The sequence below is a fragment of the Dermabacter sp. genome (assembly GCF_032550575.1).
In the GTDB taxonomy this organism is placed as follows: Bacteria; Actinomycetota; Actinomycetes; order Actinomycetales; family Dermabacteraceae; genus Dermabacter; species Dermabacter hominis.
In genome coordinates this window covers 1-22,363 of sequence record NZ_JAWFZC010000009.1, presented here as the reverse complement: position 1 = coordinate 22,363, position 22,363 = coordinate 1, and the positions used below count along the sequence as shown (strand labels likewise).

The window sequence follows — 22,363 nt, the reverse complement described above, 5'->3', positions numbered from 1 at the left end:
CATCTGAACGAATCGTGCGTGCATGACACGCGATAGACTCGCGGCGTACGACGTTTACCCAAGGAGACCCACGTTGAGTTTTCTCGACCGAATCGAGCGCAGCCTCGACCGCGGAGTGTCGAACGTGTTCTCGCGCGGCGGCAGCATCAAGCCACTCGACCTCGCCCAAGGGCTCAAGCGCGAATGCGACGATCAGATTCAGGTCCTCGACCGTGCCCGCACGCTCGCACCCAACACGTACTCCGTGTACCTCAACTCGGTGGATTACGAACGGTTCGCCTCGTGGGAGGACACCCTCGTTGATGAACTCCAGCGGATCCTCGTCGATCACGCCGATCAGCAGAAATACCTGTTTGTGGGGAACGTAACCGTCGCGCTCAAGCGCGACGATGACGTCAAGGCCGGGCGCTTCGAAACCGAATCGAGCACCGAGCGCTCCTCGCTCGCACCGGCGACGACGGGCGGCGAAAACTTCCAGCCGATCCTCGAAATCGACGGCCAGCAGTACCTCCTCACGGGCCGCGTCACCGTGATCGGCCGCGGCGGCGATAGCGACATCATCCTCGACGACACGGGCGTGAGCCGCCACCACCTTGAACTCCGCGTTGACGGCACATCGATGACCGCAACGGACCTCGGCTCCACGAACGGCACCTTCGTGAACGGCGAGCGCATTACGACCCCCACCGGGCTCCCCGACGGCGCGACGATCCGCATCGGGCGCACGCGTCTCACCGTCATTTTGCCTACGGGCGCGCCCTCCGAGTGGTGAGGTCCGCGTGAGCGAGCTAACCCTCATCGTCCTGCGCTTCGGTTTCGTCGTTGCGCTGTGGCTTTTCGTGATCGTTGCGCTCCTCGTCCTGCGCAATGACCTCTTCGGAACCACGGTCATCACGCGCGGCGGAAGCGGGCGAAAAGCAGGCGCCGAGAGACGCACGGTGAGCGACCCTTCCGCTCTCCAGCAGGGTCAAAAAACCACCGATCCGAACGCCGTTCAAACCCAGCTGGTCGTCACCGCAGGCCCCCTTCGCGGCACCACGATCCGCCTCGCGGCCTCGCCGATCCTCATCGGCCGCGCCCCGGAATGCACCCTCGTGCTTTCCGACGAATACGCCTCTAACCGCCACGCGCGCGTATTCCCTCACGACGGCGAGTGGTACGTCGAGGACCTGGGCTCAACTAACGGCACGACCCTCGCTGGCAAGCCCCTCGAAGGAGCCTCCGCTCCCTTCAAGCCAGGCGCCGCCATCACGATCGGCAACACTCAGATTGAATTGAGGCGAGGCCCCCGATGACCATCGCGTTGCGCTACGCAGCGAAAACAGACGTCGGGCTCGTACGCTCGAACAACCAGGACTCCGGTTACGCCGGCTCCCACCTCCTCGTCGTCGCCGACGGGATGGGAGGCCACGCCGGTGGCGACGTCGCCAGCTCAGTCGCCGTGGGCACGCTTTCGGAGCTCGAAACCGACGCACCTGGAACCGACATCGTCGCCGCACTCGAGGGCGCCGTCCTTGACGCAAACGATGCCATCCTGCGGCGCGCTCGCGAAGAACCCCTTCTCGCGGGCCTCGGCACGACCGTCACCGCGCTCTTGCGCGCGGGCAATAAGTTCGCGCTCGTCCACATCGGTGACTCGCGCGCCTACCTTGTGCGCGAAGGCACGTGCACCCAGGTCACGAAAGACCACACGTTCGTGCAACGCCTCATCGACGAAGGGCGCCTCACCCCGGAAGAAGCCGAACGCCACCCGCAGCGCTCCATGATCATGCGCGTGCTCGGTGATGTCGACGCCGATCCCGAACTCGACCTGAGCCTCAAACCAGCCGTCCCAGGCGACCGCTGGATGCTGTGCTCCGATGGCCTCTCGGGACTCGTCTCGTTCGAAACCATCAGCGACGTCCTCTCAAGCATCGACGACCCCGATGAATGCGCCGAACACCTCGTCGAACTCGCCCTCAAAGCGGGTGGCCCCGACAACATCACGTGCGTCATCGCCGACGTCATTGACATCGACGACCTTCATAAGGGCGATCCCGGCCCCTCGAGTGGGAACATCGTCGTTGGTGCCGCCGCGCGCGACCGCCATCGCCCCACCGCCGCGACGGGACCCGCCGCACGCGCCGCCGCGCTCACGCGCGAAGAGGCGCCGTACGAAGACGAAGACTACGAAGAGGAGCCCCCGAGGCGCTCGAACTGGCCGGTGGCGGCACTCTTCACCCTCATCGCCGCATTTCTCGTCGGTGGTGCCTGGTTCGCCTACAACTGGACGCAAGATCAGTACTACGTCGGCACCAACGGCTCACAGGTCGTCATCTACAAGGGCATCGCGCAGGACCTCGGCCCCCTCTCGCTCTCCCACGAAGAGGCCGTCACCGATGTGGTCCTCAGCGACCTTCAGCCCGTGACTCAAACCCAGGTCACAAACACCATCAGCGCAAAGAACAGAGACGACGCCGACCGCATCGTCGCGCAGCTCGCGGCGGAGGGGCGCCTCTCGAAAGACCCGCAGGCCGGCGCAAGCGATAGTGGCGGCGGGGCCGAAACCGGCCAGGCTCCCTCGGACGGCGGGCGCTAATGGCGACGGTCATCAGCTACCAGGCACGAACACGGCGCATCTTGCACCTTGTTCTGATTCTGGCTGCCTTCGCGATCGGTCTCGGCGCGAACGTCCTCGTCGACCTCGGGCGCAATGAACAGATCGCCACATCAACCTGGTGGCAGATTGGCGGGCTCGGTGTCGGGGCGCTCATCGTGTACATCGTTGCGGCAGCGCGCATCTCGTATGCCGATCCGCTGCTCCTGCCCACCGCTCTCCTGATCAACCTCATCGGCCTCGCCACGATCAAGAGCGTGGATCTCGTCTACGAGAAATACACGTCCTGGGGGCATGGCTTCGCCTCGCGCCAGGTCATGTGGACGGCGCTCGGCCTCGCGTGCGTCGCCGTCGTGCTCATGCTCATGAGGGATCACCGCCAGCTCCGTCGCTACACCTGGATCACAGGTGCCGTCGGACTCCTGTTCCTACTCCTGCCGCTTGCCCCCGGCATTGGCGCCGCCAACTATGGCGCACGGATTTGGATCCGGATCGCGGGCTATTCATTCCAGCCCGCCGAAGTCGCGAAGATCCTCTTCGCGATGTTCTTCGCCGGCTTCCTCGTCTCGAGGCGCGACACACTGGCCCTAGCGGGACCGCGCGTCCTTGGCATTACCCTGCCCCGCTGGTCGGATCTCGGCCCGCTCCTGTTCGCGTGGGCCGGCGCGACCGCCGTTCTCGTCTTCCAAAATGACCTTGGCACGTCCCTGTTGTTCTTCGGGCTCTTCGTCGTGATGCTGTACACCGCAACGGACCGCCTGAGCTGGTTCATCATCGGCGCCCTCATGTTCGCACCCCCGGGAATCTACTACGTGCTCAAGCTCGGTCACGTGCAGCGCCGCTTCGAGTGCTGGCTCGACCCCATGGGCAGCGGAAACTTCAGCAACTGCGGGCAGATTAACAACGGCATCTTCGGCATCGCGAATGGCGGCCTGTTCGGCGTCGGCCTCGGCGAAGGCCGCCAGGACACCGTTCCGTTCGCGCAGTCTGACTTCATTTTCGCGTCGGTCGCCGAAGAGGTGGGGCTCGTGGGCGTGTTCGCGCTTCTCACGCTCTACGCGATTATCGTGCAGCGCGGGCTGCGCGCAGCGGTCGGCATTTCCGACGGTTACGGGAAACTCATCGCGGCCGGGCTCTCGTTCACTCTGGGCCTTCAAACGTTCATCGTCGTGGGTGGCGTGACGCGCGTGATTCCCCTGACCGGCCTCACGCTTCCCTTCATGGCCGCGGGCGGCTCAAGCCTCGTGGCCAACTGGATCATCGTGGGGCTCCTCATGAAACTGAGCGACGCCGCACGAAGGCCCGCGGCACGCAGCCTTGGCGAAACCGAAAAGCACGTCGCGGCCGATCAACGCGCGCCGCACGCGATGAGTGCGGAGGTCACAGCATGAACAAACCGCTTCGCCACGTCTCGCTCGTGCTCACCGTATTGCTCCTCTTCCTCTTCGGCTCCACCACCTATTTCCAGGTCATCAAAGCGGAGGAACTCAACGCGAACGGCCGCAACGCGCGCACGATCTACAACGAGTTTGGGCGGCCGCGCGGGCCGATCGTCGTCGACGGTGTTGCCGTTGCCTCCAGCACGAAAGTCAACAACCGCTACGGGCTCAAGCGTGAATACGCTGAGCCGGGCCTGTACGCACCCGTCACGGGCTACTACAGCGTCGTGTACGGCTTCGGCGGCATGGAAAAAGCCATGAACGAAGAGCTTTCGGGCAAGGCCGATTCTCTCTTCTACGACCGCCTCATGACCGTGCTTTCGGGCCACGACCCCCAGGGCGCGCAAGTCGAACTCACGATCAATGCGAAGGCGCAAAAGGCCGCCTACGAGGCTCTCGGCGACCATCGCGGCGCGGCCGTTGCAATCGACCCCGATACAGGCGCGATTCTCGCGATGGTCTCGACCCCGAGCTACGATCCGAACGCCCTGGCTTCACACGATTCGAAGTCTGTCCGCAAGGCGTGGTCCAAACTCAATGACGACCCAAATAAGCCTCTGAATAACAGGGCGATTGCGGGTAACCTCTACCCGCCGGGCTCGACGTTTAAGCTCTTCGTCGCCGCGGCAGCGCTCGAATCCGGCAGCTACACTCCCGAATCGGAAATTCCCGGGCCCGGAAGCTATCAGCTCCCGAACTCGTCCACGTCGATGTCGAACCACCCGAACGGCGATACTTCCCCGTGCGGCCCGAACGACGTGTCGAGCTTGCAGTCGGCGCTCCAGCAAAGCTGCAATACCTCGTTCGCGATGCTCGGCGTCCAGCTCGGCGAAGACGCTCTGAAGAACAAGGCCGCGGAATACGGATTCGGCACGAAAATGCAGATCCCGCTTTCGGTGACACCATCGTCGATGGCCTCCGATATGGACGATGCACAACTCGCCCTGAGCTCGATCGGGCAATACGAGGACAAGGTGACCCCCCTGCAGATGGCAATGATGGCGGGCTCGTTCGCCAACGACGGCATCGTCATGGAACCCCAGCTCGTCAAGTCTGTTCGCACGGGCGACCTCAAAGAGGTCAAGGCACTCGCTCCGCGCGAGAAGAGCCAGCCGCTGTCCGCCGCTCACGCCGCGCAGATGCGGCAAATGATGGAAGCAACGGTGACGGATGGAACGGCAAAGCGCGCTCAGATCGACGGCGCCGAGGTCGGCGGGAAAACCGGAACGGCGCAGTGGGCGAAAGGGAAAAAGCCGCACTCGTGGTTCGTTGGCTATGCCATGAAGGGCGATAAGAAGGTGGCGGTGGCCGTTGTCGTCGAGGAGGGGGGCTACGGAAGCGCCGTTGCCACCCCCATCGCGCGAGACCTCATGAAGGCAGTGATCGAGGAATAGCATGAAAACACGTAAAGGACTCGTTCTCGAAGGACGCTACGAACTCACTCGCCTCATTGCCACGGGTGGCATGGGCCAGGTCTGGGAAGGCAAGGACCAGGAGCTCGACCGCCCCGTTGCCGTCAAGGTTCTGCGCGAAGAGTTCGCGGGCGAAGAGGGCTACCTCAAGCGTTTCCGCGCCGAGGCGCGCCATACCGCCGCGCTCGCGCACGACGCGATCGCCGGCCTCTATGACTACGGAGAGCTTGACGGGCGCGCCTATATCGTCATGGAGCTCGTGAAGGGCCGCCCTCTCTCCGACATCATCGAAGAAAACCCAGACGGCCTCGACGAAGATCGCGTGATCGCCGTGCTCAAGGAACTCGCGAAAGCGCTGGATGCCGCGCACGTCAAAGGCGTCGTCCACCGCGACGTCAAGCCGGAGAACGTTCTCGTGGACGACACGAACGACTGGGCGCTCAAGATCACCGACTTCGGGATTGCCCGCTCCAACGACCAGGCGAAGCTCACGAAGACCGGTCTGGTCATGGGCACCGCCCAATACCTGTCTCCCGAGCAGGCCATGGGCAAGCAAGCTACGAGTCTTTCCGACATTTACGCGCTCGGCATCGTCGCCTACGAAATGCTGACCGGTTCACGCCCATTCACGGGCACGAGCCAAGTCGAGATTGCGATGGCCCAGGTTAAGGAGGCGCCACCGGAGCTTCCCGAGCGCATCAACCCGGACCTGCGCCGTCTCGTCATGATGATGCTCGCGAAAGCGCCCGCCAATCGCCCTAGGTCGGCAGCGGTTGTCGCCCGCATTCTCGATTCGATCGAACGAGGCGAGGAGCCCCGGTTCGGGACGAGCAGCGTGCGCGCCTCTGGCGGGCGTTCCGATGCCTCCGCCTCCGCCTCCAAGCGCGACAGCGGCCATTCGAGCCGCAAAATCACCTCGAAAGCCAACTCGCGCACGGCGAACCCGATTTCGCCCACTGGAACCCGAACGGCGGCGATGCCGCTCGCGGGCGTCGGCTCAAAGCCGGTCACCATCAGGTCCTCGTCCACGGCAGCGTCGGCACCGAGCGCGCGTTCGGCGGCGAGCGCTAACTCTGCGAGTAGCGCAAGTCGTGATCACAGGGCAGCAGCGCGGCGCGGAACATCCACGGGACAGAGTGTCGGTAGGGTCAGCTTGCCACTTCTGATCGTGATCGCCGTCGTTGCGATCGCCATTATTGTGGCGATTCTCGTGGCAACCGGAACGGTATCCCTTGGTGCGAGTACACACTCATTAGAATGGACGGGCGCTGATGTGAGCGCACTCTTGAGGAAGGCTACGGTGGCATCGTGAGCGAAGACCGCATGTTACTCAGTAACCGCTACGAGATTGGGCGTCTCCTTGGGCGTGGCGGCATGGCTGAGGTGTATCTTGCGCGCGACACGCGCTTGCATCGCACGGTCGCCCTCAAAGTGTTGCGCTCGGACCTCGCGCGCGATCCCCACTTCCAGGAACGCTTCCGCCGTGAGGCACAGTCGGCCGCGGGTCTCAACCACCCCACGATCGTGGGCGTCTACGACACTGGCGAGGACCACCGCACTGAGCCCACGGGCGAAGAGGTGACGATCCCCTACATCGTCATGGAGTACGTCGAGGGCGACACGCTTCGATCGTTCATCTCGGCGGAAAACCCCATGAGCGAGCAACGCGCGTGCGCGATTATGGGGGGTGTGCTGGGCGCCCTCCAGTACTCACATAACGCGGGAATCGTTCACCGGGACATCAAGCCCGGCAACATCATGATCACGAAGAACAACGAGGTCAAGGTCATGGACTTCGGTATCGCACGCGCGGTATCCGAAGCGACCGCGGCCATGACCCAGACGCAAGCCGTCATGGGCACTGCACAGTACCTCTCGCCGGAGCAGGCGCGTGGCCAGCAGGTGGATGCGCGCAGCGATGTGTACTCCGCGGCAGTTGTTCTCTACGAGCTCCTCACGGGTCGCCCGCCCTTCACGGGCGACTCGCCGGTGTCGATCGCGTACCAGCATGTGCGCGAAACTCCGGTGGTCCCCTCGACCTACAACCCGAACATCAGCAAATTCATGGATGCCGTCGTGCTCCACGGCCTCGCGAAGGACCGCGAGGTGCGGTATCAAAGCGCCTCTGATTTCGCGAAGGATATTAGCGACGCTGCGGCGGGCCGCGAGCCGCGGATTCTTGGCACCCTTGCCGCAGGCGCTGCGGGCCCCGCTAGTGCCGAAGCGGCAACCCAGGTGCTGAGCCCCACGGAGTTTGAGAACACGACGGCGTTCCAGGACCAGGAAACCCAGGTCATTCCCACGCATACGGCTCCGATGGCCCCGTCCGCTCCTGCAGGCGCGGCGGAAGCGTCGCCCACGCCGCAGGGGCCGAGAAGCGCGCTCGATGAGATTGCGCCGGAAGAGGAAAAGAAACGCCACGTGGGCGCGTGGGTCGCCGGATTGATCCTCCTGCTGCTTATTGTGGCGGGCGCCGCGTGGTGGTTCATCGCGCAGCAGAATCGCGAGCCCGAACAGGTGAGCGTACCGTCGGTCGTGGGCATGGCGGAAGACGATGCGAAGCGCACCCTTACCGAAGCAGGGCTCACCCCGAAGTTCACTGAAAAGGCGAGCACAGAGGTTGACGAAGGGCTCGTCATCTCAACCGATCCTGAAGCAAAGGCCCAGGTCGTCAAGGGCTCTACCGTCAACGTTGTAGTCTCGAGCGGCCCGGACTCCGCCAGCGTGCCTAAGCTCGAAGGGCTCACGAAGGATGAGGCACAGAAGGCTCTCGAGGACGCCGGCTTCACGATGACCGTTGCCGGCACCGAAGATTCAACCGAGTTCGATAAGGATGTTGTGATCCGTTCCGAGCCGGGCGACGGCGCGAGCGCCCCGCAAGGCAGCGCCGTTAAAGTCTGGATTTCGAGCGGTCAGCTCACCGTCCCGAGCGTGGTTGGGTTCACTCAGGCCGACGCCGAACAGGCTCTCAAGGATGCCGGGTTCGAGGTCACCGTGGCGAGCCGCGAGGCAAAGGATGGGGAAACCGTCGGCACCGTTCTCGAACAGACGCCCGCCGACGGCACCGCAATGAAGGGCTCGACCGTGCGCCTCGTCGTCGCGGCTGAAGCCGGCCCCGTGACCATTCCGAATGTCGTGGGTCAAACTCTCGAGGAAGCGCGCACACGCTTGAGCGTCCCTGAGCTTAATCTCGGCACGCAGGTGCAGGAGGAGTTCTCCCCGACTGTTGAAAAGGGCCGGGTGATCCGCACGAATCCGGAGGTCAACTCCGAGGTAAAGTCCGGGTCGAGCGTCACGATCATCGTGTCGAAGGGCCCTGAGCCCACGCCTACCCCCACGCCGACCGCGACGACAACCCCCGCCGCGCCTTCGGTCACTCCGGTCGACGGTGAAGGAAACGGCAATGGCAACGGCAACGGAAATGGCAATGGAAATGGAGCCGGCAACGGGCGAGGCCGCGGCAATGGCGGCAACTGACCCCACCGGCACCTCGTGCCGCATCCTCGTGGTCGATAACTACGATTCGTTCGTGTACACGATCATCGGGTATCTCGAGCAGATGGGTGCCGAGTGCATAGTTGTCCGCAACGACGCAGTATCTGAAACCTCGTCCGGCGTCCCCGATCTTTCGGGATTTGACGGCGTTCTCATCTCCCCAGGTCCTGGCAACCCCCTCACCGCCGGGCGAAGCCTCGACGTGATCGGTGAATGTGCCCGCACGTCGACTCCTATGTTTGGGGTATGCCTCGGGCTTCAGTGTCTCGGCCATTACTTCGGGGCGACCGTGACGCATGCGCCGCAGCTCATGCACGGCAAGACAAGCCTCATCCACCACGAAGGCCAAGGGCCGTTTGCGTCGCTGCCCTCACCGTTTCAGGCGACCCGCTACCACTCGCTCGCTGTCGTGCCCGACACGGTCGACGAGGCAGTTCTCGAGATCACGGCTCGCGCCGACGACGGCAGCATCCAGGGGCTTTCACACAGGAGCCTCCCGCTCCACAGTGTCCAGTTCCACCCGGAGAGCGTGCTTACTAACGGCGGGCACACGATCCTCGCGCACTTCCTCGAACTCGCAGAAGGTCGAGACGGAACGGGGGCTGGCGAGCGAGCCCGCACTCTCGCGCCGCTGCTCACCTCTGCGGCCCCTCACTGAGGGGGAGGAAAGGGAGGTAGACCCCGTAAAGCAGGGACTGCCTATGCCGTTGTCGACGCCGCGGCTACAGGGCGCCGAGCGCTGAAATCGTACCCTGGTTGACCTGGTTAAACGGCATGTACGGTGCGATCACGGGGAACACCCACCCGAAGAGCAGCACGACAATCGCCGCGAACACGATCAAAAGCACCAAGACCTTGACCCACCACGGGCCAGGAATAATCCGGTAGAGCCAGCCGTACATTACTTCTTAACCTCCGCGAGCTCTTTCGGGATTCCCTTGCTGCGATCAACCCAGTGGTCATACTTCGCGTACGTGATGTACCGCTCCGCAACCGAATACATGGGGTGGCACGCCGTCATGGTGAGCATCCGTTCCGTTGGCTCCTCCCCCGGCTTATTCGGAACCGGGGCGATCACCTGCACATCGTTCGGCTTCACAATTTCCGATCCCGTTACGTAGTACACGTAATAGGCCTTCGGCCCCTCAACGATGACCGGGTCACCGGGCTGAAGGCGCGCGATGTCGTGAAGTGGACGCCCATATGTAGAACGGTGGCCCGCAAAAGCGAAGTTCCCCACTTCACCCGGGAGGGCCGTGCCGGGGTAGTGCCCGTTGCCGATCACATTAAGGACCTTCTCCATGCTCACGCCCTCGGCCATGGGAGACGTGACCTTATCGAACTTCGGCACGTGGAGTTCCCCCCACACCTCGTTTTCTTTGACATTCTCGATCTTCGGCGGTTCGCCCTTTTCAGGTGGCGCGACCGTCTTCGGCGCAGGCCCGCCCCACTTCGACTGGAGCTCCTGGATGATCACGGCATGCTCGCGGTCAGCGATGACATCCGTCCACCACAGCTGCCACACAACAAAAAGAAGGAGGAAAGCTCCGACGGTAATCAACAGTTCACCGAGCACACCGATGATGCTCGAGGCCACGCTCCGTTTACGCTCGGGCGCTCGCCTATGGCGGGAAGAAGGCACAATGTCTCCGATTCGGCAGGGGGTTAATCGGCAGGCGTCGGAATAACACCAACCTATTCCTCCGCGCACTGTACCCTAATATATGCCGTTGCCGGCACCGCACCCACCCCTCGGGGCGGCCCGGCGCATCCGTGACTGTTGTGAAAGGTGCCCCATGGCCAAGAAAGTTCGGCGTTCCTCGACTATCCCCACCCAGCAGAACCAGCCTGCACGGGATCGAGTGACTCGCGCCGAGGCCGAAACCCGCCGCTCACGCCGCGCTCAAGAAAGCGCCGCGGAAGCCTACAAGCCAAGCCCCGCCTGGCTCGTGCCCACCGCCGTCACTCTCCTCATCCTCGGAATCCTGTACATGGTCGTGTACTACATTTCGAGCGCGCAGTACCCGCTCCCCATTGGCGACTGGAACCTCGCCGTTGGCATCGGCATCCTTCTCGCGGGCGGCGGGCTCCTGACCTTCTGGAGGTAGCATGAGCAGCATCCCAACCACCCCCCTCCATCCGTGGCGGCGATTCGTCGCCATCGGTGACTCATTCACGGAAGGCATCGGCGATCCCGATCCGAACGTGCCCGGAGGGGTTCGCGGTTGGGCAGATCGCGTCGCCGAAGAGCTCGGGCGCACATGCCCCGATTTCGCCTACGCAAACCTCGCGATCCGCGGCCGGCTCTACAAACAAATCATTGACGAGCAGCTCGAGCCCGCGATTGATCTCAAGCCGGATCTCGTGAGCTTCTTTGCGGGAGGCAACGACGTGATCCGGCGCGGCGATCCCGACGAGATCGCTTCCGAAATCGACGTCGCCGTCGCGCGCCTCGCTGAGACAGGCACCGACATCATCCTGTGGACCGGGCCCGACGTCGGCAACACCCCCGTTCTCAACCTCATCCGTGGGCGCTCCGCGATCTACAACGAAAACATGCGCACGATCGCCAAACGATACAACGCGTTCGTCGTAGATATGTGGGCTGCGCGCCAGCTCGTTCACGAAAGCATGTGGGCCGAGGACCGCCTGCATTTTTCACCTCTTGGGCACCACACGATTGCGCGCGAAGTCCTCGCCGTTCTCGACGTCCCGAATAACCTCCGCGAATTTACGCCCCACGACCCGCCGCAGCGCACGTGGCGCCAGGCAGCAGAAAAGGACCTCGTGTGGGCGCGCGATCACCTCGGCCCCTGGGTAATGCGGCGCATCCGCGGCGAAAGCTCGGGAGATGCCGTGCATCCCAAACGCCCCGAAGCCTCCCCCGTCTTCGGCGAGGGCATGCCGCCTGGCTCAGCTTCACGGGAAGGCGAAGAATAAGACCATGGTTGTGCGATAGGGTACAGCCGCGCCCGTCCCTTTACACGCAAGGTCTCCCCATGACGACGACTCAGTCGAACCCCCTGAGAAAGTTCGCTGCGCTCTTAGTGATTCCTTTTCTCCTCCTCATCGCCGGCTGCGGGGACCTCAAAGCAACCATGACAGTGGAAAGCGCCGACAAAGTTGTCCTCGAAGGCGTTGCTCGGGGGTACAGTTCGATGCTTGAAAAATACGGCATGAAACCCGCGGGTGTTTGTACCTCGAAAGATACGACGGGTGCTGGTGGACCAGCCTTCGAAGGCACACTCAAGACCAAGCTGACCGAAACAGGCGACATCTTCGAGTGCGAATTCACCACTACGATAGAGGATCCCGAACAGCTCAAGCAGATCCTCACTTACGACAAGGACTCGAACACCTACACACTGAAGGGGATCATGCCTGCCCCTGAAATCGCCGAGCGGCTCTCTCTCGGCGCCTTCATGACTAGCGTCACCATCGTCATGCCAGGCAAGGTTACTGAATCGAACGTCGGCAGGATCAGCGGCAACAAGGTTCAAATCAGCAGTATCGAGAGTTTTCTCTCGGACTACGAGATCAAGTCCGAGGGCCCCGGGTTCCCGTGGCTCATTGTCGTCATCACTATCGCGGTGGCACTTGCGCTCCTCTTCTTTGCGGCTCTCGCCATCACGGCTCTCATTGTCATCGCTCGCAAAAGGAAAAAGAGCCCTGCCGCAAACGCCCAAACGTTTCAAAACGGCTCATCTACGCAACAAAGTAGGCCAGGCCAGCAGCCCGAGATACGCGAGCCAAACTCCCGAAGTCCCGAAGGCGCCGATTCTCGACATTACAAAGGCCAGGCCAGTATCGATAGCGACCCCCAAAGCCCCGGTTCCGCAGGCCGCTGAAGTACCCACAGATTTGTCCACCACATTCCGGATTCCACGAAAGTAGAGGTTCCCTGTGACAGCACCAAAGGCCAACCCTTTGAAGAAGATCGCAGCGTTGATGCTCATCCCGTTCATGCTCGTCGTTGCGGGCTGCGGCAAACTCGACGCGACGGTCACCGTCGAGAGCCCCGAAAAGATCACCCTCGAGGGTGTCGTCTCAATAAAGAAGTCCTCACTCGAGGAAGTGGGCATGACCCCCTCGCAGTTCTGCGGCGATGAAGCTCTTGAGGAATTTACTGGTGAGACCAAGCCGGATCTCAAGCTAGAGGAGAAAGACGACGAGGTCGTGTGCACCTTCTCTGGCCAGAAGGACGAAAAGAACCCAATGGGCGATGCCTTGAAGTACGACGAGGAATCGGACACCTACACCTACCACGAAGACTCAAAGGGTTCGTTTGGCGACCAGGCAGCTGCCGCTGGCTTCAAGGTCGATTTCACCTTCGTTTTCCCCGGCAAGGTCACCGACTCTAGCGTCGGCAAGATCGACGGCAACAAGGTCCACATCACCGACACGAAAGAATACTTCTCAGAGATCAATATCAAGGCCGAGGGCAGCAGCTTCCCCTGGCTCATCGTCATCATCGTGGTCGTTGTTGTTCTTCTCCTTGTCCTTGCGGCGGTCGTCATCGGCGCCCTCGTGTTCATGAAGCGCAAGAAGAAGTCCGGTGCCGGACAGGCAGACTTCTCGCAGCAGGGCTTCAACCAGAGCCCGGCGCAAGGTTCCTTCCAGCAGCAGGGTCAGCAGGGCTACGCGCAGGGCCAGCAGAGCTTCGGCCAGCAGCCCTCGCAGGGTTCCGCGAACGACTTCCAGCAGCCGAGCTTCGACCAGCAGCCCTCGCAGGGCTCCTCGAACGCGCCCCAGCCGCCGAGCTACCAGGCTCCCCAGCAGGGCAGCTACGAAGCACCGCAGCAGGGACAGCAGCCTCCTCACCAGGGATTCCAGGAGAACCCGTTCGGCGACCCTGGCAATCAGGGCCCCCAGGACAATCCCGGCCAGACCTTCGGTAAGCAGTAACCCCTCCGCGCCCTGAGCGCATCGCAGCCGAGGGCTCGTGACTAGACTCACGGGCCCTCGGCTCGCACTTCGGGCGGTACCGGAGTAAAGTAATACAAGTCAGTTCGAGAGAACAGACAAAAAGCGCCCGTAGCTTAACGGATAGAGCATCTGACTACGGATCAGAAGGTTGGGGGTTCGAATCCCTCCGGGCGCGCCAGCAGAAAGGCCCTCCATTTCGGTGGAGGGCCTTTTTGCGCTCTCCATCGTCGATACGTGAATCTGTGCCCAACGTTTGTGGCGGAATGCGACCGGATACCGCCACAAACGTTGGGTTTAGTTTCCTAGACCAGGAAAAGGGCCGAGAAGCCCGGGCGGAAGAGGTGAGCCGGGCCGGAGGGGTGGCCAGCGGGCAAGGCGATATGTGCATGGCGGGTCCGCGGTGCCGGACCGGGATCCGACGCTTGCCCTCCCCCATCGCCCCACAAAGAAACGCCGCACCCCACCCCGTATGGGCGAAGGCGCGGCGTTTTCGTGCAGCTTCAATGGCCGCGAGGCAAGCGTCAGGAAACGATCTTGCCGGGGTTAAGGTTCTTGCCCGGGTCCTGAGTCTCGTAGAGATCACGCATCATCTTGACGCCGATCGGGCCGACCTCTTCTTCGATCCAGGGCTGGTGCTCGGTACCCACGGCGTGGTGGTGCGAGAGCGTACCAGCGTGCTTCTGGAATTCACCCTGCACGGCGTGCTTGATCGCCGTGTACTGCTCAAGCATGACCTCGTTGTTCTCGTACGGCACCGCGAAGGTGAAGTACAGGCATGCACCCTGGTGGTAGCTGTGGCTCATGTGGCAGAAGAAGAAGCCGGGAATCCCTAGCTCATCGAGCTTCGCGTAGAAGGCGTCGTACACCTTCGAGTGCATCTCGTTAATCCGTGCCCACGTCGTGCCCGTATCGGAGACGTCGCCGAACACGTTGAGCCCGAGAAGGAAGTCGCGAAGGTAGGGGGTATCGAACTTCTTCTGATCGTAGATCGCCCCGGGGCCCGCACCGAGGGTGATACCGCCGGCCTTCTTGACGATCTTCTTCACTGCGGCCTGCTCGCGGCTGATCTGGGATTTCGACCCCTCGAAGCACACGTAGCTCATGCACATCTCGTTCTCGGTGTCCCAGCCCTTCTTGCGCAGATACGCGAAAAGGGTGTCCTGGACCTTGCGGGTGATCTCGCCCTTTTTATCCTTGGGCTCTTTGAGCATCGACAGGCTGAAGGCGGTCTCCGGGCCATCGCTCAGGCGCGTGAACACGGGGTGGACTTCGCTACGGGCAATGGCGTGCATGCCGCGGATGCCGGATTCCCAATCGGGGAACATGTACGCGATGACGACGCGGTTTTCTGCCATGCGGTGCACGCGCACGGTGCATTCCGTGATGATACCGAGACGACCTTCGGAACCGAGGATCATTTCGTGGATGCTCGAACCGGAGTCGCGTCCGGGGATCGGCTTGGTCTCGACAATGCCGTCGGGGCGCACGACCCTAAGACCCCGCACGATGTCCTCAATGTCGCCGTAGCGATCCGACTGCATGCCGGTCGAGCGAGTCGCAGCCCAGCCACCGAGCGTCGAATAGGTGAACGAGTCGGGGAAGTGCCCCATCGTCCAACCGAGCTCGTTGAGCTGCTCTTCGAGATCGGGGCCGTACACGCCGGCCTCAACGCGGGCGAGGCCGGAGGTATCGTCGATCGAAATGACCTCGCGCATACGGCCGAGGTTGATCGTGATGATGGGGCGTTTTTCATCAACGTTCGGGGTGACGGATCCGGAGATCGAGGAACCGCCGCCGTACGGGATCGCCACGAGGTCGTGGTCGACGATGTAGGCGAGGATCTGCTGGACCTCATCGTCGCTCTTCGGGTAGATCACGGCGTCGACGATGCGAGCAAAGTCCCCGGTGCGCGCGCGGAACAGGTCGATTACGGAGCGGCCGAAAGAGTGAACGACGCGGTACTCGTCGTCATCGAGAAAGTTGTCTTCGCCAACGATGCCGGCGAGAGCGGCGCGGTCTTCGGCGCCAAGGCGGCTCGCGGGAACGTCGTAGTCGCTCAGCTGCGGCTCCGGTGCCGGCGTGAGCTTCTCGAGGTCCATGCCGATCTTCGACTTTGCGAAGCCGGGGAAAGCGGGCTTGTTGTCCCAGCGGAAGGTGATGTCGTCAAGACCCCACCCCCACCACTTGTGTCGTTTGACCTCGCGTGCCGAAATGGGGCTGTTCATGACGCTTGCTCCTCGGGTGGTTGGGTTCCCATGATGGCTTCGTAATTGTGGGTTTTTAGGGTTCGGACGGCCGCCTGAATCCTCGCGTTGAAGCTGAGTGCGCTCTCGCCTTCCTCAGCTCGAAGGGGCGCACCAAAGACGACCCCGACCGGGGGCCTTCCCGGCTTTGGCCAGCTGCGACCTTTGGGCATCGCTTCATGCGCACCGATCAGTGCAGCTGGAATGACGGGCACGTTTTCGCTGATGGCGAGTGACGCGGCGCCGGGTTTGAACTCGGCCATCTTCCCCGTCTTCGACCGTGTCCCCTCGGGAAAAACAAGCACGGGGATGCCCGCGGTGAGCAGTGTTCGCGTGATGCCCGAGTGCTTGCGGGAGCCGTCGCGGTCGATGGGGAAGGCATTGAAGAGCGCTCGCACGAAGATGCGGCGATACCAAATGTCAAAGAAGTACTCTCGCGCGACGCCCGTGGAGAGGTATTTTCCCTGGGTAAAGGGGAGGCCCTGCGCCAGCATGGGCGCATCGAGGTGGCTCGAGTGGTTTGCGACGAGCAGGTAGGCACCGCGTACCTTTTTCACTGCGGGATCGACGACGATCTTCTGCGTCACGGCGCTCTTCACGACGCCCTTGAATCCGACTCGCACGAGCAGCGCGCGAAGATACGCGCGCCAGGTCGAGCGGTAAAGGGAGGGGTCGTGATACCTGCTCACTTGCTTCCCTTCGTGGCGGATTGAGAAAGCGGCTTCTCGCTGTTGCGCCGTTTCGTGAACCACGCCGCGATTGAATGCATGATGTTCCGGGGAGCGATCCGGGCGAGGAAAGCGAGCACTTTAAAACGCTTTGAGGGGACCGAGATGAGCTTTCCGCGCGCCACATCCTGCAGGCACTCCCTCACGAGACGCTCTGGCGAGAGCCACAGGAAATCGGGGATCGAGGAGCCGGAGATACCCGCACGCTGGTGGAATTCGGTACGGACCCAGCCCGGCTGGAGCGAGGTCACTTGCACACCGCTGCCCGCGAGACGAACCGCGAGCGCTTCGGTGTAGGTATTGCCCCACGCCTTGATCGCGGAGTAGTTGTTTTGCGGGAGATACCCGGAAACGGAGTTCACGTTGATGATCCACCCTTTACCGCGGCGAGCCATGGCGCGGCCGGCTGCGTTAGAGAGGTGAAGGACGGCCCTGATCATCACCTCGATACCCGAGTCGTGACGCGAGAGATCCTCGCCGAGGATGTCACTACGCACGCTGAAGCCCGCGTTGTTCACGAGGATGTCGACCGCCGGGTACTCGCTGCTTTCTTGGGCCAGACGCGCTTCGACGCGATCGCGATCTGCGACAACTTCGAGATCGCACACCATTTCTTCAACATCGATGTCGTAGCGGCTGCGGAGGTCTTGTGCGAAACGCGAAAGACGATCGGCGTTGCGGGCGACCAACACGAGGTCGACACGCCGCTTGGCGAATTCGCGCGCGAAAGCGGCCCCGATACCAGAGGTGCCGCCGGTGATGAGGGCCCTATGCATGGCCTCTACGATACACTAGGCGCGCATGCCCACGCGGGCGCCCCAATACTTTCACCATTGCTCGATCGCGAGGATTTAACCGCATGTCTGTGCCCTCTACCAGCGCAAATACCAAGTATCGCGAAGTTCTTCTCACGGGGGCGACAGGCTTCCTGGGCCAGGCTGTTCTCCAGGCTTTCCTCGAGCATTTCCCCGAGGTTCGCGTGACGGCTATCGTGCGCCCGAAGGGGACGCTCACGGGTAAGAAGCGGCTTGCAACCTTGCTGCGCAAGCCATCGTTCACCTCGTGGAGTGATCGCGTAGGCGAAGACGCCGTGCGCAAAGCCTTCGAGGAACGCACCGGCGTCATCGAGGGTGACCTGACGAATCTCCCCCCGCTTGAGCGGACGTTTGATGTCGTTGTGCACTCGGCGAGCTCGGTGAGCTTCGACCCGCCCATTAACGAAGCCTTCGCCACGAATGTGGGTGGAGCGAAGAACCTGTATGAGGCTCTCCTCGAATCGAAGAAGACGTTGCCGGGCGGCCAGAATCCCCACGTCATTCACGTGTCCACCTCGTACGTGAGCGGTCTCGCCAAGGGGCTGTGCCGTGAAGGCCGCCTCACGCACGACGTGAACTGGCGCGAAGAATACGACGCCGCGTTTGCGGCGGCACGCGAAGTCGATGCACTCTCGCGCACGCCCGAACAGATCAAGAAGAACCTGCGCCTCGCCGAGCTGAAGAGCGGCAAGATGGGCCCGAAGGCAATCGCCTCGGTCGCGGAGGACGCTCGCCGCGCGTGGGTGCGCGCCCGCCTGCAGGACTACGGCCTCCAGCGCGCGAACTCGCTTGGCTGGACCGACATTTACACGTTCACGAAGGCCATGGCCGAGCGCGTCGGCGAAGAGATGTGGGCCGATTCCGGCCACCGCCTGAGTTTCGTGCGTCCCGCCATCATCGAATCTGCTGTCTCTCACCCCGTCCCCGGCTGGATCGACGGGTACAAGGTCGCCGACCCGCTCATCATGGCCTACGGCAAGGGTCGGCTCTCGGAGTTCCCGGGCCTGCCCGATTCGATCCTCGACATCATCCCCGTCGATCACATCGTCGGTGTCATCCTTGCGCTGGCAACTCAGAACGTTGAGCGCACGGGCGATGAGGCGTACTACCAGGTCGCCTCGGGCAACTCGAACCCACTCCCCCTCCACGAGATGGTGAGCATCGTCCACGACTACTTCGTGGAGAACCCTCTGACGGACGACAAGGGCGAGCCGATCGCGGTTCCCATGTGGACCTTCCCGTCGGTCGATTTGGTAGAGGCGAAGTTCTGGGCCACAAACACGGCAGTCAAGGCAGCCGAGGTTGCCGTCGGACGCCTCCCCGGCACTCGCACTACCCGCGCCTGGGCTGGCAAGCTCCACAAGAGCTCCTCCGCCCTCGACACCCTCAAGAAGTTCATGGGTCTCTACAAGGCGTACACGAAGACCGAAATGGTCTTTGACGACGCGAACACGCGCGCGCTTCGCGAATCGCTCCCCAAGGAGTTCCTCGAGAGGTACGACTTCGACATCACGGATCTCGACTGGACCTCCTACTTCCGCGATCACCACCTGCCCGCTGTCACCGAGCTTACGAACGCCTACTCACGCCAAAAGGCGGCCCGCAAGGCTCGAGCCGAACGCAAGCCGAGTGAGCTGACCGCCTCGAGCGACGCTCTCGCCGTGTTTGACCTCGACGGCACCGTGATCGCGCAGAACATCGTGCAGCAGTATCTCGCGATCGTGAAGGAGACCCGTTCAAGCGCCGATGGCGCAAAGGAAGTCGTCAAGCTCGCGGGGGCGCTCCCCCAGTACCTGCGCAATGAGCAGCACTCGCGCTCGGAGTTCATTCGAAGCGTCATGCGCCGCTACCGCGGTTTTACCACGGCGGAGCTCAAGGACGTTCTCGCGGGTGAGCTCGGCGAGAAGGTTCGCGGCCAGATTAGGGCCCAGGCACTCGAACGCCTCAAGGAACACCGCGCCGCCGGGCACCGCACGATCCTCATCACGGGAGCCCTCGACATCCTGGTGGAGCCCCTCGCGGATCTCTTCGACGAGGTCGTGGCAACCCACATGCACGAAGAAAACGGCGTCCTCACGGGCTATCTCGCCACTCCCCCGGTGGTCGGTGAAGCCCGCGCAAATTGGCTAAAGAAGTACGCGCAAAACGGGAACTACGATCTCGCTCATTCCTACGGTTACGGTGATTCGCATGCCGACGCCGCCTGGCTCGGGGTGCTCGGGAACCCCACGGCGATCTCGCCCGACCTGGGCCTCTACGCCGAGGCGAAGAAGAACCGCTGGCCAATCGTCGAGTGGAAATAGCCGCCAATTTCCACTAAAGCTGGGGCGAAGGCGTAGGCTAGACCCAAGGCGCATAATGCGCCAAAGGTCCCTTTACCCCTGATCCCTAAAGGAGACGTCCCGTGGACGACCTCGCAAACAAGATTAATATTCCGCCTGCGCCGGCCATGGCAAAGGCGGTCGAAGACGGCATGTACGCGAAGGCCACGATGCCGGCCTGGAAGATTTTCTGGCTCGGCCTCACCGGCGGCGCCTACATCGCTTTCGGCTTCATCATGTTCGTGACCACTCAGCAGGGTGCTCCCGGCGAGTGGCCGCTCGGCATCACGAAAATGATCGGTGGCGCGTTCTTCGCGACCGGCCTCATCATGGTCATCAACTCCGGTTCTGACCTCTTCACGGGTACGACGCTCAACATCATGCCGCTCCTGTCGAAGCGCATCACGGCAGGCCAGCTGTTCCGCCACTGGGGCCTCTCCTACGTCGCGAACTTCATCGGTTCGGTGACGATCGCGATCCTCGTGTTCCTCGCGAACACCCCGGCCACGAACAAGAGCGCGTGGGGTCTCATCGTCCTCAACGTTACGAAGGGCAAGCTCTCGCTTGACTGGGGCAATGCTTTCGTGCTCGGTATTCTCTGTAACTTCCTCGTGTGCATGGCCGTATGGCTCACCTTCGCGGGTCGCTCGTTCCTCGATAAGGGCCTCGCGATCGTCGTTCCGCTCGTGATCTTCGTGTCCACCGGCTTCGAGCACTCGGTCGCAAACATGTTCATGCTCCCGATGGGCTGGCTCATCAAGACCTTCGGCGCGGATTCTTTCTGGGCCGGTGAAGCCATCACTAACGCCGGCGTGACTGCCGCCGATTTCGACATGATCACCTGGGGCAAGATCATCTTCGGCAACCTTCTCCCCGTGACCCTCGGCAACATCATCGGTGGCGCCCTGTGCGTCGGCTGCTACTTCTGGGTGGCCTACCGCAAGGATGCCATCAAGGCTGAGCGCGAGGCCGCTGTCGCCGCGAAGTAACAACGGCGCGTTCCTCGCACGCTAAAGGCGAAGGCCCGGTTCCCTCACTGAACTGGCCCCCGAAAGTTGGACTGGTTTAATTCTAGGCGGTTAGGGCTTCAAGGGTCTGATTTCGATATTGCATCGGGGTCAGACCCTTGAGTCGTTGTTGGATGCGTTCGGTGTTGTACCACTGGATGTACTCGTCGATCGCCTGGTTGAACTTTGCGACGGTGTCGAAGACTTCTCCGTGGTACATCTCGCTTTTCAAGTGTCCGAAGAAATTTTCCATGACCGCGTTGTCGTAACAGTTGGCTTTACGTGACATCGACTGAACACCACCGTTGTCATGAATGAGGTTGCGCCAGGTTGAATGCTGGTACTGGAAACCTTGATCGGTGTGGATCATCCACCCAGGTTCAGGCGCACACGTGTTAATCGTCTGAGTTAGAGAATCGGCGGTCAACGCTGTCGACGGCGATGTAGCCACGGTGTGGGCAACGATTGAACGGTCGAACAGATCCATCACCGGTGACAGGTAGACCTTGCGGCCTGCGACCCTGAACTCGGTGACGTCGCTGGCAAAGACGGTATTGGGCTTATCTGGGGTGAACTTGCGGCCAAGGGTGTTGTCGGCAATGTGGCTGATTGTCCCGCTGTAGGAAACACATGGCCTGCGCTGGCGGACTTTGGCTCGAAGCCCCATCTCGCACATGAGTTTGTAGACGAGCTTGTGGTTGACCACCCACCCCTGGTTGCACAGGTCAAGTAGCACTCGTCGGTAGCCGTAGCGATGCTTGTTACGCTCGAAGCTTTCCCGGATCGCGTCTTTGAGCGCAGCGTGCTTATCCGGCTCGCTGAGTCGTTTCTGGTGGTAGAAGAACGTCGATCTCGGCATGCCTGCCGCATCCAAAAGGTATTGCAGACGATGCTGTGACTTGAGGATGACAATCGCCTGGACTTTCAGGCGCGTCCCTGATTCCTCAAGTCCCGCAATTTTTTTAGATAGGCGTTTTCCGCTTCCAACCGTGCGATTTGGCGTCGCAGCTTCTCTTCCTCCGAGAGCGGCTTCGGCGCGACCGAGCCTTTGGGTCTGCCCTTCGGCTTCGGTTTTAATGCCTCATCGCCACCTTTACGCCATTTCCACGACCACGCTCTGACTAGCTGCTCTGATGACAGGCCAAATTCGCGCGCAAGATCCATCGCTGTCTCACCAGCACGGTGGCGCTCGGCCACTTCCTTCTTGATTTCGAACGAATACTGCTGGTTAGTTGGTTTCTCCACAAGACATAGCCTGCCATGCAGCTTAAACCGACGACAGTGGGGTTACCCGCAAATCGTGGACACGTAGTGGAGCTACCTAGTGGTTAGGCAGCTATTTCTTTTCTGCTAGTGATTAGACCAATTTGGTTCTCAAAGT

The 22,363-nt window shown here is 62.0% G+C and carries 19 protein-coding genes, 1 tRNA gene and 1 pseudogene; 15 read left to right on the top strand and 6 right to left on the bottom strand.

The features are described from left to right. Window positions 1–22: 22 nt before the first annotated feature. The 8 genes from E6X30_RS09305 to E6X30_RS09270 are packed head-to-tail and all read left to right on the top strand — an operon-like array spanning window position 23 to window position 9,600. Window positions 23–772, top strand: coding sequence for a DUF3662 and FHA domain-containing protein (locus E6X30_RS09305; protein ID WP_051120598.1), 750 nt, complete (start codon window positions 23–25; stop codon window positions 770–772). 7 nt (window positions 773–779) lie between these two features. Next, a complete protein-coding gene (locus tag E6X30_RS09300; RefSeq protein WP_016663340.1) occupies window positions 780–1,295 on the top strand; it encodes an FHA domain-containing protein in 516 nt (171 codons plus the stop codon). Next, window positions 1,292–2,578 (top strand): PP2C family serine/threonine-protein phosphatase, encoded by a 1,287-nt coding sequence (locus tag E6X30_RS09295; protein WP_016663341.1) that lies wholly within the window; start codon window positions 1,292–1,294, stop codon window positions 2,576–2,578. The genes E6X30_RS09300 and E6X30_RS09295 overlap by 4 nt, the downstream gene beginning before the upstream one ends. Then, window positions 2,578–3,987: an FtsW/RodA/SpoVE family cell cycle protein gene (locus E6X30_RS09290; RefSeq protein ID WP_016663342.1), complete on the top strand. Its 1,410-nt coding sequence runs from the start codon at window positions 2,578–2,580 to the stop codon at window positions 3,985–3,987. The genes E6X30_RS09295 and E6X30_RS09290 overlap by 1 nt, the downstream gene beginning before the upstream one ends. Then, on the top strand, window positions 3,984–5,429 hold the full coding sequence (locus E6X30_RS09285) for a penicillin-binding protein 2 (protein ID WP_016663343.1): 1,446 nt from the start codon (window positions 3,984–3,986) through the stop codon (window positions 5,427–5,429). Before E6X30_RS09290 ends, E6X30_RS09285 begins: the two co-directional genes overlap by 4 nt. A gap of 1 nt (window position 5,430) precedes the next feature. Further along, a complete protein-coding gene (locus tag E6X30_RS09280) occupies window positions 5,431–6,759 on the top strand; it encodes a serine/threonine-protein kinase (RefSeq protein ID WP_016663344.1) in 1,329 nt (442 codons plus the stop codon). Further along, entirely contained in the window at window positions 6,756–8,924 is a 2,169-nt protein-coding gene (pknB, locus tag E6X30_RS09275; protein ID WP_141740563.1) for a Stk1 family PASTA domain-containing Ser/Thr kinase, read from the top strand. Before E6X30_RS09280 ends, pknB begins: the two co-directional genes overlap by 4 nt. Beyond that, the gene (locus E6X30_RS09270) at window positions 8,911–9,600 is read left to right on the top strand and encodes an aminodeoxychorismate/anthranilate synthase component II (RefSeq protein ID WP_040386722.1); all 690 of its coding nucleotides are present in this window, start codon (window positions 8,911–8,913) and stop codon (window positions 9,598–9,600) included. Before pknB ends, E6X30_RS09270 begins: the two co-directional genes overlap by 14 nt. A 64-nt stretch (window positions 9,601–9,664) precedes the next feature. On the opposite strand, the gene E6X30_RS09265 is transcribed toward E6X30_RS09270, so the two are convergent. Together E6X30_RS09265 and E6X30_RS09260 are read right to left on the bottom strand one after the other, a co-directional pair. Further along, complete coding sequence (locus E6X30_RS09265; protein WP_016663347.1) at window positions 9,665–9,844, bottom strand: hypothetical protein; 180 nt, start codon at window positions 9,842–9,844, stop codon at window positions 9,665–9,667. After that, window positions 9,844–10,539, bottom strand: coding sequence for a class E sortase (locus E6X30_RS09260; RefSeq protein ID WP_016663348.1), 696 nt, complete (start codon window positions 10,537–10,539; stop codon window positions 9,844–9,846). Before E6X30_RS09260 ends, E6X30_RS09265 begins: the two co-directional genes overlap by 1 nt. Before the next feature lie 199 nt (window positions 10,540–10,738). On the opposite strand from E6X30_RS09260, the gene E6X30_RS09255 reads away from it, so the two are divergent. The 5 genes from E6X30_RS09255 (at window position 10,739) to E6X30_RS09235 (ending at window position 14,046) form a co-directional block, all read left to right on the top strand. Then, a complete protein-coding gene (locus E6X30_RS09255) occupies window positions 10,739–11,050 on the top strand; it encodes a cell division protein CrgA (protein WP_016663349.1) in 312 nt (103 codons plus the stop codon). A 1-nt stretch (window position 11,051) separates the two neighbouring features. Next, window positions 11,052–11,882 (top strand): SGNH/GDSL hydrolase family protein, encoded by an 831-nt coding sequence (locus tag E6X30_RS09250; RefSeq protein ID WP_016663350.1) that lies wholly within the window; start codon window positions 11,052–11,054, stop codon window positions 11,880–11,882. 59 nt (window positions 11,883–11,941) lie between these two features. After that, window positions 11,942–12,790, top strand: coding sequence for a hypothetical protein (locus E6X30_RS09245; protein WP_016663351.1), 849 nt, complete (start codon window positions 11,942–11,944; stop codon window positions 12,788–12,790). A 55-nt stretch (window positions 12,791–12,845) separates the two neighbouring features. Continuing rightward, window positions 12,846–13,847 (top strand): hypothetical protein, encoded by a 1,002-nt coding sequence (locus tag E6X30_RS09240; RefSeq protein WP_016663352.1) that lies wholly within the window; start codon window positions 12,846–12,848, stop codon window positions 13,845–13,847. A gap of 123 nt (window positions 13,848–13,970) precedes the next feature. Next, window positions 13,971–14,046: transfer RNA gene (locus E6X30_RS09235), tRNA-Arg, on the top strand. 343 nt (window positions 14,047–14,389) lie between these two features. Here E6X30_RS09235 and E6X30_RS09230 read toward each other — a convergent pair. The 3 genes from E6X30_RS09230 to E6X30_RS09220 are packed head-to-tail and all read right to left on the bottom strand — an operon-like array spanning window position 14,390 to window position 17,615. Further along, window positions 14,390–16,093, bottom strand: coding sequence for an FAD-binding oxidoreductase (locus E6X30_RS09230; RefSeq protein ID WP_016663353.1), 1,704 nt, complete (start codon window positions 16,091–16,093; stop codon window positions 14,390–14,392). After that, window positions 16,090–16,800, bottom strand: a complete 711-nt coding sequence (locus tag E6X30_RS09225; protein ID WP_016663354.1) for a lysophospholipid acyltransferase family protein — start codon at window positions 16,798–16,800, stop codon at window positions 16,090–16,092. Before E6X30_RS09225 ends, E6X30_RS09230 begins: the two co-directional genes overlap by 4 nt. Continuing rightward, window positions 16,797–17,615 (bottom strand): SDR family oxidoreductase, encoded by an 819-nt coding sequence (locus tag E6X30_RS09220; protein WP_016663355.1) that lies wholly within the window; start codon window positions 17,613–17,615, stop codon window positions 16,797–16,799. The genes E6X30_RS09225 and E6X30_RS09220 overlap by 4 nt, the downstream gene beginning before the upstream one ends. A gap of 83 nt (window positions 17,616–17,698) precedes the next feature. Here E6X30_RS09220 and E6X30_RS09215 point away from each other — a divergent pair, with 83 nt between their 5' ends. Both E6X30_RS09215 and E6X30_RS09210 read left to right on the top strand, forming a co-directional pair. Next, on the top strand, window positions 17,699–19,957 hold the full coding sequence (locus E6X30_RS09215) for an HAD-IB family hydrolase (protein ID WP_016663356.1): 2,259 nt from the start codon (window positions 17,699–17,701) through the stop codon (window positions 19,955–19,957). A gap of 101 nt (window positions 19,958–20,058) precedes the next feature. Next, on the top strand, window positions 20,059–20,964 hold the full coding sequence (locus tag E6X30_RS09210) for a formate/nitrite transporter family protein (protein WP_016663357.1): 906 nt from the start codon (window positions 20,059–20,061) through the stop codon (window positions 20,962–20,964). Between the two features lie 82 nt (window positions 20,965–21,046). Here E6X30_RS09210 and E6X30_RS09205 read toward each other — a convergent pair. Next, window positions 21,047–22,236 (bottom strand): annotated as a pseudogene (locus tag E6X30_RS09205) (IS3 family transposase); the annotation flags it as partial. Between the last annotated feature and the right edge of the window lie 127 nt (window positions 22,237–22,363).